Raw genomic sequence first — 14,437 nt, forward strand, 5'->3', positions numbered from 1 at the left:
AAAAATCAAAAGGCAACTTATATTAAATTTAAAAATTATAAAAAATTAAATTATGAAGAAGAAGTTAGAGTCTGAATTAATAAGTATTGCACATAGAATTTTAAAACTTGGAGGAAAAGAAGATGTAAATAAAATGCATGCCGAAGTTGCTGCACTTTATGAAAAATTAACGGTTTTAAAATTTGCAAACGAAAATTTTGAAGATGATATGCCAACTATTGGTAACGACTCTTCATTTTTTGGAATGTTAGATACAGCTTTTAATAATAAGATTAGTGATAATATAGAAGTAGATGATAAAATATATATAAATCTTGATGATGTAGAAGAAGACGAAATCACAGAGCCTTTAATGGAAAAAATTAAAGATATGGTTGCTCAAATGCCTCAAGAGTCTCAAAAAGTAGACGAGCTTATTAATGAAGTGTTGCCAAAAAAAGAGTACCATAAAAATGATTTTGAAGAGATAACAGCTGGATTTGATAAAATGCCTGTTTTTGAACCAATTTCTGAAGTAAAAACAACCGAAAAGAAAAGCTTAAACGATAAATTTAATAACGGATTAAATATTGGTTTGAATGATAAACTAGCATTTATCAAACATTTATTTGACGGTAGTACCGAAGATTATAACCGTGTGTTATCCCAATTAAATACAACTACTGATCTTACAGAAGCCACACATTTAATACGCAATGTTGTAAAACCAGATTATAATAATTGGGAAGGCAAAGAAGATTATGAAGCAAGATTTATGCAAATTGTTGAAGCAAGATTTGATCAATAATTAGTAATTTAAATATATATAACCTACTAAAGGTGTTGGATTAGAGTTTATTCTAAAAATATAAAAATAGGTTCCAACAGGTAAAACTTTGTTTTGATTAAATAATCCAGTATTTGGTTTTCCGTCCCATTGATTATGATAATTTGTTTTATTGTAAACTAAAGTACCATATCTATTATAGATTTTTAATTCGTTGTTTGGATAATCTTCGATACAAGGAATTATAAAAGTATCATTTAAAGTGTCAAGATTTGGTGAAAATCCGTTAGGTATCTTAAGGCAATTATTTACTTGTAATTCTGCATTATCTTCATTATTTGTAAGATCTCTATCTACTTGGTCCACATGATTTAAAACTGCAGTATTTAATAAATTATTTGTAGAAATTACTTGCGCTTCTATTACAAGTTCTTCAGATTGATTAGGTTGTAAAGTGTTTATATACCAAGTCATTGTAGGATTATCAAAAACACCTAAAGATGTAGATGCGTTAACAAACATTAGTCCACTAGGTAAAACATCTTCAACTTGAATATTAGTTGCAGTTGTAGATCCAATATTTGTAGCTTTGATGGTATAAGCTACAATACTGTTAATTGCAGTTTCTTCCGGAATTACAGTCTTTAAAATTTCTATATCCACGTTTGATGTGTCTTCAATTACTGTTAGTGTAGCTAAAGCCAAAGAACTATCAATATTATTTTGATCACTAAAATTAGAATTATTGTTTTCGTAAAAACCAGGAATGACTGAGGTTACTTCAACAGAAAAGCTACAATTTGACACACCATTTGGAAAGTGTAAGTTCGTCACTTCAACCGAATTGCCTCCAATTGCAGAATTAAATGTTGCGGTACAACCATTAGAATTAACCCAATTTATTGGGCCAGAAATGGTTACTCCTAAAGGTAAATTATCTATAAAATCAATATTATTTTGTTCTGGATTTCCTGATAGGTTACTAATAGTGAAAATTAAATTAGAATGTTCGCCTTCTGTAATTTGATTAGGAGAAAACATTTTATCTAATGTTGGTGCTAAAACTTGAACATTGCTAATTGATATGTTAGTTTCTGGAGTAAGCTCTTCATTATCATTTCCATTAGGTATTGCTTGTGCAGTATTAGTAAATGCGCCTCCAAATCCTGGAGAATTTACAGGTATAATTATCTGTATATTAGCTCCAGAATCTATACTTGCAATATTACCAGTGATTGTGTTACCTACAATATTAAAACTATTTATACACGAAGAATTACCAGAAATTATATTACAAGTAGGCGATCCAGAGATTGTAAATTGATTTCCTAAAATATTTGTAAAATCAATATTTACAGCATTACTACTGGTATTACTATTGGTAATATCTACAATCCAATTAAAACCATTATCTACTCCTACAGAAGTATATTCTGGATAAGTTTGCACAATTAAATCTACGCAAGTTGCAAAATAAGTATTAACAGTAGCTATATTGTCGCTCTCGTTATTATCTAAAACATTATCTAAGTTATTTATTGAAACGCTATTTGTAGCTTTAATAAACACAGGCGCACATTGTGGCATCCAATTAACTACTACTTCAAACGTTACAGAGCTTTGAGTAGGTAAGATGTAATTGTCTTCAGGTGTAATTTCCCAAAAAATATCAGGAGTACTTCCGTCAGGTAATCCATCAAGTACCACATCTATATTGGCATTAGGAATAGAAATGCAAGTAGCGTTACCTGTAGTAGAGATACAATTAACAGAAACTAGACTTGCTTCTGTATTTATATTTTCACCATTTGGCATAAAATCTATTATCTGAACTGGCGCATCTTGGTCACTTGTGTTACTAGCAGTAATTAGATAGGTAACTTCTCCCCAAGAAGTTGTGTTGTCTTGTGTACTACCTTCAGGTAATATTGGGCTTATTTGTGTTTTGGTTATGCTTAGATTTACATAATCTTCTGCTTGACATACATCTAAAGGTGGTAATAAAACAAAATCACTTTCGGCATTGTTGCTTATATTAGGATCTACGACAAAAGTTTCAATTAAATTAACACCACTTCTTACATGTCCTAAACTATTATTTTCTATGGTTTGAGTACAATCGTCAGACTCTAAATATAAAAATTCTGTTTCTATATCAATAGTAGTATTGGCAGGTAATAAAAACACATTACTTTCCCAGAATTGATCTTGATTAGTTAGAGTAAAATCTGTACATGTAATATTTCCACTGGTGTTAGTACAAGTTATAGAAATTAGGTCCCAAATTAAGTTTACACTTAAATTTTGTAAAAAAAACCTCATGTAAACATCGTCAGGACCAGAATTACAAACCGTTGTATTAAAAGTAACTATTTCTCCCCAATTAACTGTTTGAGTTGGATTAGGGCTAATTTGTGTAGAGCTTATGCATAAATCTGCCTCAGGACAAGCAAAAGAGTATAGTAATGGTGTATTAATTGCAACCGAACTATTAGAAGATTCATTGTCGTGATTTAAAAATATTTCAGAATAACTAGACACACTTATTTGCTGTAAATCGGTACCGCATAAAGGATCTAAAAAGTTAATTTCAATTTCAAATGTTAAAGATGATCCTGATGGAAAATTAATTGATTGATCCACAGTTAACATGACAGATGTAGAAGACACTATTTGTATGCTATTATCTATAACATTAAGCGTTGTAGGGCAAGTTAATCCATTGGTGCCACCAATACAACTTATAGATTCAAGTTCTATTCTTGGTCTACCATATAATATGTTAGAATCAAGATTAAAAATTTGAGAAAAATTATTTATAGGAAAATCTATATTACTATTATTGGTAATAGTAAGTTGGTAAGTCACAGTTTCATTCCAAGCACTAATACCAGTACCTAAAGCAGGATTAATCTGATTATAATCAACAGTAAAATCTATAGGAACATCTACTACATCTATTGATATTATTGATTGATTATTAGAGCTTTCATTATCTGTAGTTCCATCTGGAGCAAAAACAGTTGCATTAGTTGCTATTCCACCAGGAGTTAAAGGAGCTTTAACAATTACTTTAATTTGTACGCTAGAATTTGAAGGCATACTTGCAATAGTACCATCAATTACGGTTCCAGATATATTTATAGGATCTATAGCACTTGCACTTCCAGTTTGATTTTGACTTTGCGCACTTAATATGGTTAATTCAGAATTTAAGGTTTGAGAAAATGAAGCATTATTTACAGCGTTACCACCATTTATAATTGTAACTATATATTGAAATTCTTGATTTATTGATATTTGAGAAATTGGATTTCCTGATAAATTTTGTGCCTCAACAACAATAGATAAATCTGTTGTTTGAGACTTAATAGTTGAAATTAGAAAATAAAACAAAAGAAATAAAAGTGATTTTTTCATTAATGGTTGGTTTATTAATAGATGTCTAAAATAGTTAATGGTTGCTTCGTAATATGTTAAAAGGTTGTAAATTTGAATACTATTTCAAATTATAATGAGCAAACTATACATTGTACCAACGCCAATAGGAAACTTAAAAGATATCACTTTTAGAGCGATTGAAGTTTTAAAAGAATCTGATTTAATTTTAGCTGAAGATACTCGTACATCAGGTAAATTATTAAAGCATTTTGAAATTAGTACACCAATGCAAAGTCACCATATGCATAACGAGCATAAAACGGTTGAAAGTTTGGTACAAAAATTAAAAGCAGGCACAACCATTGCTTTGATTAGTGATGCAGGTACACCAGCAATTTCCGATCCAGGATTTTTACTAACAAGAGCATGTATTGAAAATAATATTGAAGTAGAATGTCTTCCTGGCGCAACAGCATTTGTCCCAGCATTAGTTAATAGTGGTTTGCCAAACGACAAGTTTGTTTTTGAAGGATTTTTACCCGTTAAAAAAGGAAGACAAACCCGATTTTTATTTTTAGCTGAAGAAACCAGAACCATCATATTTTATGAAAGTCCGCATAAACTAATAAAAACATTAACTAATTTTTGTGAGTATTTTGGTGAAGACAGACCAGTTTCAGTCTCTAGAGAACTTACCAAATTGTATGAAGAAACTATACGCGGTACAGCCAAAGAAGTTTTAGAATATTATACTAATAAACCACCAAAAGGCGAAATTGTTATTTGTGTTGGTGGGAAGAAGTAAAACCTTGTTATTTTCACATACTGCCTACTGCAACTGAAAACCGTTAACTATTTAAACGTGTTTCCCAACCTCAAAACCATGTTTGCCTAAATACTGGTTTCCGCTATCAATAGCATCATCTTCTAAGGTGGTTGCCATGCTATCATTCCAACGGTTTAAATAACCAAAAAGGCTAATTACGCCAAGCATTTCTACAATTTCACCTTCATTCCAATATTTGTATAATTCGGTTTTAATAGTCTCATCAACCGCATTTGGTATTTGACTTGCGGCTAAACTAAAATCTAACGCAGCACGTTCGGCATCACTAAAAGCAGGATGCGTTTTATAGTCCCAAATATGGTCTAATTGTTCTTGTTCTGCTCCATAACGTTCGGCAGCTCTAATGGCATGAGCTTGACAATATCTACAACCTGTTGCATTACTGCTAACCCAAGCAATCATGCGCTTTAAAGCAGAAGTCACTTTACCTTCATTAGCCATTACTGCTTTATTCAAATTAATAAACGCTTTACTTATTGCCGGTCTGTGTTGCATGGTTAAAACCGAATTTGGGCAAAAGCCAAGTGTTTCATTAAAAAAGTCGGCTAGTTCTTTGGTCTCAATATCATGATCAGCGTGTAAAGGATTTACTAAAGGCATCGGTTTTCTTATTTTATTAGTGTAATTTTGGTATTTCAATAAACAAAAAAATTCGCAATTATGACACATAAAATCACAACAACATGGAAAGGCGGAATGCTATTCGACTCTGATAACCCAAGTAATCATCATGTTTTAATGGACACAATTGTTGAAGGGAAAGAACGCCAAGGACTATCACCAAAAGCAATGATGTTATCTTCTTTAGCCGGTTGCTCTGGCTTAGACGTTGTTTCAATTTTAGAAAAAATGAAAATTGAGGTTGACGATTTTAAAATGGAAGTTGAAGGCGAGTTAACCGAAGAACATCCAAAATATTACAAAACCGTTTGGGTAACCTATCACTTTACAGGAACCGATTTAAACGAAGAAAAAATTAATCGAGCAGTACAATTGTCTGTCGAAAAATATTGCGGCGTCATGGAAATGTTTAGACAATTTGCCGACGTAAAAACAGATATTAAATTTCACAACAAATAATCATTTTCAACTTTAGTCACTTTAAATATTTAAGACACTTTTCACTTCCACTATGCGTTGGACATTAAAGCCAAAACCAAACCCAGAAATTGTCAAACAACTGCAACAATCTTTAAATGTAGATGAAGCAATTGCAACGCTTTTAGTGCAACGCGGTATAGAAACTTTTGAAGACGCTAAACACTTTTTTAGACCTAGTTTAGAGCATCTTCACAATCCATATTTAATGAAAGATATGGACAAAGCAGTGATTAGAATTTTGAAAGCGATTGAAGACGGAGAAAATATATTGGTATATGGCGATTATGATGTGGACGGAACAACTTCGGTAGCGTTAATGTCTTCCTATTTAAAGACCAAAACTGCAAATGTCGCAACTTATATTCCGGATAGGTATGATGAAGGTTATGGCGTTTCTTACAAAGGAATTGATTTTGCAGACGATAATGATTTCAGTTTAATCGTTGCATTAGACTGCGGTATTAAAGCAATAGATAAAATAGACTATGCTAAAGAAAAAGGTATAGATTTTATTATTTGCGATCACCATAGACCAGGTAATCAAGTACCAAATGCTGTAGCGGTTTTAGACCCAAAACAAGAAGATTGTACGTATCCATACAAAGAACTTTGTGGTTGCGGCGTAGGTTTTAAATTAATACAAGCTTTAGCTGACAATTTTGACGAAACTTTAAACGATTTAATCCCATATTTAGATTTAGTTGCCACAGCAATTGGTGCAGATATTGTCCCGATTACAGGCGAAAACAGAGTGTTAGCTTACTTTGGTTTACAGGTTATAAATACGCAACCTCGTGCAGGTTTTAAAGCCATAATTAATCAGATAAAAAAGGATTCATTAACTATAACCGACGTAGTTTTTATCATCGCGCCACGTATTAATGCTGCAGGTAGAATGAAACATGGGCAATATGCTGTAGATCTTTTAACCGAAAACAATTTGCAAACAGCCATACAATATGCTGAAGAGATTGAAGCATTTAATACCGATAGGAGAGAAGCAGACCAAAGTATAACTCAAGAAGCTTTAGAGTTAATAAAGTCTGAAAATGAAGAAAACCGTTTAACAACTGTAGTATATCAAGACCATTGGCACAAAGGTGTGATTGGTATTGTGGCGTCTCGTTTAATCGAAACCTATTACAGACCAACCTTAGTATTTACAAAAAGTGGCGAAAAGTTAGCAGCTTCTGCTAGATCGGTTTCTGGATTTGATGTGTATAATGCGTTACAAGGTTGCGCTGAGCATATCGAGCAATTTGGTGGACATAAATACGCAGCAGGATTAACCCTTAAAGAAGAAAACTACGAAGCGTTTAAACAAGCTTTTGAAGATGAGGTTTCTAAAACCATAGATAAAAACCTACTAACGCCAGAAATAAAAGTAGATATGCAAATTGATTTAGCTGAAATTGATGAAAAATTTTGGCGAATAATCAAGCAATTTGCACCATTTGGACCAGGAAATATGACACCAATTTTTATGACCGATAATCTAAAAGATACAGGTTATGGTAAATGTGTTGGAGAAGATGATAAACATTTAAGATTTACAGCAACACAATCGGGTAAACAATTTGTATGCATAGGATTTAATTTAGGTGAAAAACTAGAGCTTATTAAAAACAAACAACCGTTTAGCGCTGTATATTCTGTAGACGAAAACCATTGGCAAGGTAACGTATCGCTTCAACTTAAAATTAGAGATATAAAAGGATAGCATGCAAAAAAACGATCCATACGCAGCACTTCGCATTAAAGAATTCAACATCTTTTTATTGTTAAGATTTGCCTTAGTTTTTGGTTGGTCTATGCAATTTATTGTGATAGAATGGGAAGTGTATTCTTTAACAAAAGATCCGTTATACTTAGGTCTTATTGGACTTATGGAGATTATTCCAGCCTTTACTATGGCGCTTTTTGCAGGACATATTGTAGATCAAAAAGAAAAACGAAACTTGCTAGCTATTTGTATTGCTGCATTTTCATTAATTAGTTTAGGCTTGTTTTTATTGACTTGGGATAAAGTGGTTAGCGATTGGAAAACCCAAAACATTTTATACTGTATTTATGCTTTGGTGTTTTTTGGCGGATTTTTACGCTCGTTTTTTGGACCAACCATCTTTTCATTAATTGCGCTTATTGTTCCCAAAAAAATCTACCCAAATGCAGCAACTTGGAGTAGTAGCACATGGAAAGCAGCTACCGTAACCGGAGCATTATTTGCAGGATTTTCAATAGATTGGATAGGTGTTGATAAAACACTTTGTATTGTTTTTGCTCTAGTTACGTTTGCATTACTAATTACTTTCAAGATTAAAAAGAAACCTATTTTAAACCCAAATATTGGCGAGTCTGTTGGAAAAAGTTTAAAGGTTGGTTTACAATTTGTGTTTAGTAATAAAGCCATTTTAGGTGCGCTAACTTTAGATATGATTGCCGTTTTATTTGGCGGTACAGTAGCACTATTGTCGGTTTTTGCGCAAGATATTTTAGAAGTTGGTTCTAAAGGATTTGGTGTGCTTAATGCTTCTATTTCTATCGGAAGTATTTTAACTATGTTTATTACTACCTATTTACCAGTTAATAAAAATGCAGGTAAAAAATTATTAATTTCAATTTTTGGTTTTGGTATTTGTATTATCGTATTTGGAGCTTCAAAATTATTTTGGTTAAGCGTGTTAGCGCTATTCTTTTCTGGAGTTACAGATGGTGTTTCTATGGTAATTAGACAAACTATTTTGCAGTTAAAAACGCCAGATCATATGCGTGGTCGTGTTGCGTCTGTAAATAGTATGTTTGTTGGATCGTCTAACGAGCTTGGTGCTTTTGAAAGCGGTTTGGCTGCAAAAATTTTAGGTCCTTCTGTCGCTGTTATTTTTGGCGGAATAATGACTTTAGTTACTGTTGTTGCTATTGGAGCCAAAAATAAAACGCTAAGAGAATTAGATCTTACTGAAGATATTGAAGATCACAACGTGTAATTCAATTTAAATTTCTTTTATATTTGAAATTCGCAAGCTAATCTTTTTGATTTATGAAAAAACTAATCATCGCTTTAATTGTCATTATCGTATTAATTTTTGCTTACAACCAGTATAAAGAATATCAACGTTTTCATCCAGATAACTTTAATTATAAATCAAGTGAAAAAATTGATTTAGAGTATTATAATCAAGATGTAGTTTATGGTTATTTTGAAGCAGTACAAGCTTTAAATGGTTTTACTAACATGCAATGGAATGTAAATGAAATTAATGTAAAATCTCCAGAAGATGACGATGAATCTACAACATTTTTAGTTAACGAATATCGAAAAAAGTTAGCAAAAGTTAAGTATTACGAAGCTAAGTTAGAAGCCTCTAAACAATTAAAAGAAGAAGGATTAACAAACGATTTAATTAAGTTGAAACTTGAAGGGAATAATACAAAACCTGATAGTAATGCTATTTTTAAATCTAAAATAAAAAGCATGTATGCAGCAAATCCTAAAGTTAGATTAGGCGAAAAAAGTGCTTTTATTTACGAAGTACAAAAGCTGTTAGTTAAAAAAGGATTTGATTTAGAATTAGATGGTGTTTATCATACAATTACCAGAAATGCCATAATAGAATTTGAAAAGAAACGCAATCTTTTTCCAGATGGTAATCTAGATGTTTTGACTTTAGACGCATTATTGGATTAGTTTTTTAGTTTAAAATGAAGACAGAAGATAATATTGAAAATCATTATAAGTTAATGATTTCTTTTAAGGATAAGATATTATTTGAATCTGAATTAGATAAAAAAGAAATAAACTATTATGTCGAAAATGAATATTTTGGTGATAAAGTAAGATTTGTATTTCTTGATTCTGATCATAAAAAAGTTGATAATATTATCATAAACAATGAAATTGTTGCCACTGTAGAATCAAATTTGGTTTCAGATTTCAATGATCAAAGTAAGATGGTAAAACTATACTTAATTATAGCTTTTGTTTTTATAGCTATAATATTCCTTTTAGCTCTGTTTTTTAATTTTATTATGACTTAAACGTTTTAAGCTCCATTTTTTTACCATCAAAAACACCATAAGTATAATATTGTATCCAATCGCCAAGATTGATGTATTTAGAGTTTTGGGTCAGGTCAATATTTAAAGGTAAATGTCTGTGACCAAATACAAAATAATCGCGGTGTTTGTCTTCCAGTTTTCTTTTGCAATATTGTACCAACCATTCATTGTCTTCGCCTAAAAACTTAGCGTCATCATCACCAGAAATAAGCTTGTTTTTTACCGATAAATAATTACCTAAACGCATTGCAAAATCCGGATGTAACAATCGTTGAAACATCCATTTAGAAATAGGATTGGTAAACAATTTCTTCATGCGTTTATACCCTTTATCACCAGGTCCTAATCCGTCGCCATGACCTATAAAAAAAGATGTGTTATTAAAGGTAAATTCTTGTGGTTTATGGTAAACAGGTATATTTAATTCTTCTTCAAAATAACCATTCATCCATAAATCGTGATTACCAACAAAGAAGTAAATAGGAATTCCAGAATCTGTAATTTCGGCTAATTTACCCAATGTTCTTGTGAAGCCTTTTGGTACAACATTGCGATATTCCATCCAAAAATCAAATAAATCGCCTAATAAAAAAATAGCAGCTGCATCTTGTTTTACTTCATCTAACCAAGCCACAAATTTTTTCTCTCTAGGTAAAGATGCTGCTTTGGTTGGCGCACCAAGATGGTTGTCTGATGCAAAGTATATTTTCTTTCCGTTAGGTACGTGTATGTTAATAGGCTTATTCATTATCACTTGCATACCATTGTGCGTAACTGGTTGCAGTTTCAGAAAGTTTTAAAGAATGTAATTTAATAGTATTTGGTAGTCTGTCTTTAATTTTTTTAGCAAAATCTATAACCATCATTTCACTTGTTGGTTGATAATCTACCAGTAAAACATCATGACCTCGATCTTGAAGTTCTTTTGCTAATTCTACATGAGGCGTATTTTTATTGAATACAGTCGCATGGTCAAAAACGTCTACAATTTCTTCTTTTACAATTTTTTTAAGGTCACCAAAATCTATGACCATACCAAACTTTACATTTTTAGTATCTGTAATAGGTTGTCCTATCACGGTTACGTCTAGTTTGTAGCTGTGACCATGAACATTTTTACATTTACCGTCGTAGCCATAAAGCGCATGACCAGTTTCAAAAGAGAATTGTTTTGTTATTCTGATGTTTGACATACATTAATTTTATGCTACAAAGATATTGATTTTGTAAAACCAATTAGTTTTTAGTTTACATTTGCGCACTTTTTTTAAAATAATTGGCTAATGAGTCAGCTTTTTGAAGCTATCGATTTTGTCGAAGTTCCTTTATATGAAAGGATTATAGGCGATATTGCACATCAAAAATATTGTGTAATTGACCATTTTTTTGATGACACTGAAGTAGATATTTTAAGAACATCTTTATTAGAAAAATACCAAGAAGATGCGTTTAAAAAAGCTGCTATTGGAAATAAGTTTGATGAGGTAATTGCTAAATCTATTAGAGGCGATGTAATTTTATGGATGGACGAAGCAAGAGCTAATCCTTCTGAAAGCTTATTTTTTAATAAGATTAATCACTTGGTTAATTATTTAAATAAGACTTGTTTTATGGGTATTTTGCATAAAGAATTTCATTATGCTATTTATCCAAAAGGTACGTTTTACAAGCGTCATTTAGATACATTTAAAAACGACGATAGGCGTAAGTTATCTTTTGTCTGCTATCTAAATCACGAAGATTGGCAACCAGAAAATGGTGGCGAATTGGTGTTATATCTAGATGAAAACAATCCTGAAAATGATAAAATAATTTACCCTTTACCAGGACGAGTAGTTATTTTTGAAAGCCAAATTATAGAGCACGAAGTTAAGCCTGTAAACACAAAACGTTTAAGTATTACAGGTTGGCTTAAAACGCGTTAGTAACGTCTACGTTTGTTGTAAAAATATACGATAATAAGTACGATAGCTAGTAGTAAGAATATTCTATTCATAATTAATTGTAAGTTTTATTTTTAGTAAAGTTAGTTGTTTTGTGTTAGCGGTAAAAATTGTTTTCTAAAAATTATGATTAATGGTATACCGCGTGCAATAATCCATAAGGTAAAGGCTATAAAAATACCATGAAGTTTTAAATTGTAATGGTCTGTAATCCAAAGTATAGGAATAAACACTAAGAAAGTAGATAATAATAAGACGTTTCTTAAAACCTTCATTTTACCAAGACCTTTATACATACCATCAAAAATAAAAGCTAACGCGCATAATGGTTGCATGGCTAAAACAATCCAAAATACACTATAAAACTTTTCTAAAACAGCTTGTTCTTTAGTAAAAATTGTACCTATTTGATAGTAAAATAAACTAGCAATAATTGCTACGAATACACCTAATAAAATGCCATATTTTATTAGCTTATTACTTAGGTTAATAAGTGTATTGTAATTTTTTTCGCCTAATAATTTACCAGATAAAATGTTTCCTGCGCTAGCATAACCATCTATTATAAAAGCGCCTAAAAACCATAAATTAATAGCAATGGTGTAAGCTGCAATGTAATTTTTACCATAACCTGTTGCGTATTTTGTAGCAAAATAAAGTGTGATGTTTAAGGCTAATGTGCGCACAAACAGGTTTAAAATCATAAGTGTAAAATTTTTAATCTGCGGATTAAAAGGTAAAGTAAACCTTAGCGGTATACTAGTTTTTGTTAGTAACAAAAATCCTGCAATTACAGCCATTATTAGTTGCGCTATTACACTTGCATAAGCAGCACCTTTAATATGTAAACCTTCAAAAACACCATCTATACCATACACTAATAAAAAGTCTAAAATTACATTTAAAGCAGCGCCAATTATGGCAATAACCATTGGATAAAACGTGTTTTGTAAACCTCTAAATGTACCAAATACTGCAATAACAAAAAGCGTAAACGGAAAACCTATAACACGTATCCTATAATATTCTACACTGTAATCTAGGATTATATTTTCAGCATTATAAAGTTTAAAAATATTAGAAGCAAAAGGATAGGTTATTACAATAATAAAAATGCTTAAAGCAGTAATTAAAAAAATAGCTTGCGCAGGAAGTTGTCTAACTTTATCCAAAGTATTTGCACCAAGATGTTGAGAAATGATTGATGATATAGCACTACGTGTTTGCCCTAAAACCCAAATAAGCATAGATATAAACGTAGTAACAATACCAATAGCAGCTAAAGATTCGGTTGGGTTTAGATTTACATTTCCTATTACAGCAGCGTCTGTAAGCGATAAAATAGGTTCTGATATGCCAGCAATTAATGCAGGAATTGCAAGTTTATTTATTTTATTTAAACTTATATCTGTAGTCAAACTTTTAGCTTTGATTAAGGCTACAAATGTCGGAAAATCTTTAATTAAATATCGCTCAAATAAAAATTACTGTACTTTTGTAATCTAAATTTTATCCTATGAAATCAATTTTAGTTCCTGTTGGATCATCTAAAAATGCACAAAGTCATTTACAATATGCGGTAGATTTTGCTCAAGCTTTTGGAGCAAAATTATACGTCGTTCAAATTTATAATGTTTATACAAAATCTGGTACTATGATTAAAGTAGATCATATTTTAGAAAGAGAAAGTTTAGATTTTCTTAATAGACATATTTCTACTGTAGATACAAAAGATGTAGAAGTGATTGTAAAAACATTTAAGGGTAAATTAATAAATACTTTAGAATTGGTTTGTAAGACTTTAGATGTAGATTTAATCTTATTAGAGCCAAGAACCAACTCTATTAAAGATGAAGTTTATCTAGGTAAAACATCAGGAAAAATTATTAAGCAAACCAATATACCTGCTTTAATAATTCCTGAAGGTTTTAAATACAAGCCTATTAACTCTATTTTAATGGCATTAAAATCTGCAACTATTAAAAAAGAAGGTGTATTAGATCCATTAAAAGCTATAAAAACGCAGTACAAATCTGCATTAAATTTATTGTTGGTAAAAACACCATTTTATAATGAAGGTGATTTTGATGTAGCTGAAGAATTAAAGCTATTGGTAGATAGTACAAGTACTTCAGAAAACGCAACTACATTTCAAGGTGTATTAGAAAATTATAAAGATAATAATCCAGATATGTTATGTGTGGTAAGACGTAAGCGAGGTTTCTTTACAAAATTATGGGAGAAAAATTCAATCTTAAAAAAAGATTTTCATGCGTCTACATTACCAGTTTTAGTCTTAAGCGGATTAAAATAAGCGCCAATAAAATAAATTATAGTATTCTT

At 31.1% G+C, this 14,437-nt stretch carries 14 protein-coding genes; 9 read left to right on the forward strand and 5 right to left on the reverse strand.

Going from position 1 to position 14,437, the window contains the following annotated elements:
- The first annotated feature begins 52 nt into the window (after positions 1 to 52).
- Positions 53 to 787, forward strand: coding sequence for a hypothetical protein (locus tag IFB02_RS05955; RefSeq protein ID WP_106688142.1), 735 nt, complete (start codon positions 53 to 55; stop codon positions 785 to 787).
- Here IFB02_RS05955 and IFB02_RS05960 read toward each other — a convergent pair whose 3' ends face one another.
- Entirely contained in the window at positions 788 to 4,186 is a 3,399-nt protein-coding gene (locus tag IFB02_RS05960) for a DUF7933 domain-containing protein (RefSeq protein ID WP_106688143.1), read from the reverse strand.
- 94 nt (positions 4,187 to 4,280) lie between these two features.
- On the opposite strand from IFB02_RS05960, the gene rsmI reads away from it, so the two are divergent.
- Positions 4,281 to 4,952 (forward strand): 16S rRNA (cytidine(1402)-2'-O)-methyltransferase, encoded by a 672-nt coding sequence (gene rsmI, locus IFB02_RS05965; protein WP_106688144.1) that lies wholly within the window; start codon positions 4,281 to 4,283, stop codon positions 4,950 to 4,952.
- A 51-nt stretch (positions 4,953 to 5,003) separates the two neighbouring features.
- Here the strand turns inward: rsmI and IFB02_RS05970 are convergent, their stop codons facing one another.
- Positions 5,004 to 5,594 carry a carboxymuconolactone decarboxylase family protein gene (locus tag IFB02_RS05970; protein WP_106688145.1) on the reverse strand — a complete coding sequence of 197 codons (591 nt, stop codon included), beginning with the start codon at positions 5,592 to 5,594 and terminating at the stop codon, positions 5,004 to 5,006.
- 60 nt (positions 5,595 to 5,654) lie between these two features.
- Between IFB02_RS05970 and IFB02_RS05975 the strand changes: the two genes are divergently transcribed.
- The 5 genes from IFB02_RS05975 to IFB02_RS05995 are packed head-to-tail and all read left to right on the forward strand — an operon-like array spanning position 5,655 to position 10,130.
- Positions 5,655 to 6,074 (forward strand): OsmC family protein, encoded by a 420-nt coding sequence (locus IFB02_RS05975; protein WP_106688146.1) that lies wholly within the window; start codon positions 5,655 to 5,657, stop codon positions 6,072 to 6,074.
- Between the two features lie 52 nt (positions 6,075 to 6,126).
- The gene (gene recJ, locus IFB02_RS05980; RefSeq protein ID WP_191073120.1) at positions 6,127 to 7,815 is read left to right on the forward strand and encodes a single-stranded-DNA-specific exonuclease RecJ; all 1,689 of its coding nucleotides are present in this window, start codon (positions 6,127 to 6,129) and stop codon (positions 7,813 to 7,815) included.
- A gap of 1 nt (position 7,816) precedes the next feature.
- Complete coding sequence (locus tag IFB02_RS05985; protein ID WP_106688148.1) at positions 7,817 to 9,079, forward strand: MFS transporter; 1,263 nt, start codon at positions 7,817 to 7,819, stop codon at positions 9,077 to 9,079.
- A 53-nt stretch (positions 9,080 to 9,132) separates the two neighbouring features.
- Positions 9,133 to 9,780: a peptidoglycan-binding domain-containing protein gene (locus IFB02_RS05990; protein ID WP_106688149.1), complete on the forward strand. Its 648-nt coding sequence runs from the start codon at positions 9,133 to 9,135 to the stop codon at positions 9,778 to 9,780.
- A gap of 14 nt (positions 9,781 to 9,794) precedes the next feature.
- Positions 9,795 to 10,130: a hypothetical protein gene (locus IFB02_RS05995; RefSeq protein WP_106688150.1), complete on the forward strand. Its 336-nt coding sequence runs from the start codon at positions 9,795 to 9,797 to the stop codon at positions 10,128 to 10,130.
- Here the strand turns inward: IFB02_RS05995 and IFB02_RS06000 are convergent.
- A complete protein-coding gene (locus IFB02_RS06000) occupies positions 10,120 to 10,881 on the reverse strand; it encodes a UDP-2,3-diacylglucosamine diphosphatase (protein ID WP_106688183.1) in 762 nt (253 codons plus the stop codon). The two genes, IFB02_RS05995 and IFB02_RS06000, sit on opposite strands and share 11 nt — an antisense overlap.
- Positions 10,882 to 10,891: 10 nt before the next feature.
- Positions 10,892 to 11,344 (reverse strand): 6-pyruvoyl trahydropterin synthase family protein, encoded by a 453-nt coding sequence (locus tag IFB02_RS06005; protein ID WP_106680905.1) that lies wholly within the window; start codon positions 11,342 to 11,344, stop codon positions 10,892 to 10,894.
- A 90-nt stretch (positions 11,345 to 11,434) separates the two neighbouring features.
- On the opposite strand from IFB02_RS06005, the gene IFB02_RS06010 reads away from it, so the two are divergent.
- Positions 11,435 to 12,076: a 2OG-Fe(II) oxygenase gene (locus IFB02_RS06010; protein ID WP_106688151.1), complete on the forward strand. Its 642-nt coding sequence runs from the start codon at positions 11,435 to 11,437 to the stop codon at positions 12,074 to 12,076.
- A gap of 101 nt (positions 12,077 to 12,177) precedes the next feature.
- On the opposite strand, the gene IFB02_RS06015 is transcribed toward IFB02_RS06010, so the two are convergent.
- Entirely contained in the window at positions 12,178 to 13,512 is a 1,335-nt protein-coding gene (locus IFB02_RS06015) for an MATE family efflux transporter (RefSeq protein WP_106688152.1), read from the reverse strand.
- A 98-nt stretch (positions 13,513 to 13,610) separates the two neighbouring features.
- On the opposite strand from IFB02_RS06015, the gene IFB02_RS06020 reads away from it, so the two are divergent.
- The gene (locus IFB02_RS06020) at positions 13,611 to 14,408 is read left to right on the forward strand and encodes a universal stress protein (RefSeq protein WP_106688153.1); all 798 of its coding nucleotides are present in this window, start codon (positions 13,611 to 13,613) and stop codon (positions 14,406 to 14,408) included.
- Positions 14,409 to 14,437: the final 29 nt, after the last annotated feature.

This window comes from Mesoflavibacter profundi, assembly GCF_014764305.1.
Classification (GTDB): domain Bacteria; phylum Bacteroidota; class Bacteroidia; order Flavobacteriales; family Flavobacteriaceae; genus Mesoflavibacter; species Mesoflavibacter profundi.

Coding starts and splice junctions, on each gene's coding strand:
- IFB02_RS05955 (WP_106688142.1), top strand. CDS start 53: ATGAAGAAGAAGTTAGAGTCTGAATTAATAAGTATTGCACATAGAATT.
- IFB02_RS05960 (WP_106688143.1), bottom strand. CDS start 4,186: ATGAAAAAATCACTTTTATTTCTTTTGTTTTATTTTCTAATTTCAACT.
- rsmI (WP_106688144.1), top strand. CDS start 4,281: ATGAGCAAACTATACATTGTACCAACGCCAATAGGAAACTTAAAAGAT.
- IFB02_RS05970 (WP_106688145.1), bottom strand. CDS start 5,594: ATGCCTTTAGTAAATCCTTTACACGCTGATCATGATATTGAGACCAAA.
- IFB02_RS05975 (WP_106688146.1), top strand. CDS start 5,655: ATGACACATAAAATCACAACAACATGGAAAGGCGGAATGCTATTCGAC.
- recJ (WP_191073120.1), top strand. CDS start 6,127: ATGCGTTGGACATTAAAGCCAAAACCAAACCCAGAAATTGTCAAACAA.
- IFB02_RS05985 (WP_106688148.1), top strand. CDS start 7,817: ATGCAAAAAAACGATCCATACGCAGCACTTCGCATTAAAGAATTCAAC.
- IFB02_RS05990 (WP_106688149.1), top strand. CDS start 9,133: ATGAAAAAACTAATCATCGCTTTAATTGTCATTATCGTATTAATTTTT.
- IFB02_RS05995 (WP_106688150.1), top strand. CDS start 9,795: ATGAAGACAGAAGATAATATTGAAAATCATTATAAGTTAATGATTTCT.
- IFB02_RS06005 (WP_106680905.1), bottom strand. CDS start 11,344: ATGTCAAACATCAGAATAACAAAACAATTCTCTTTTGAAACTGGTCAT.
- IFB02_RS06010 (WP_106688151.1), top strand. CDS start 11,435: ATGAGTCAGCTTTTTGAAGCTATCGATTTTGTCGAAGTTCCTTTATAT.
- IFB02_RS06020 (WP_106688153.1), top strand. CDS start 13,611: ATGAAATCAATTTTAGTTCCTGTTGGATCATCTAAAAATGCACAAAGT.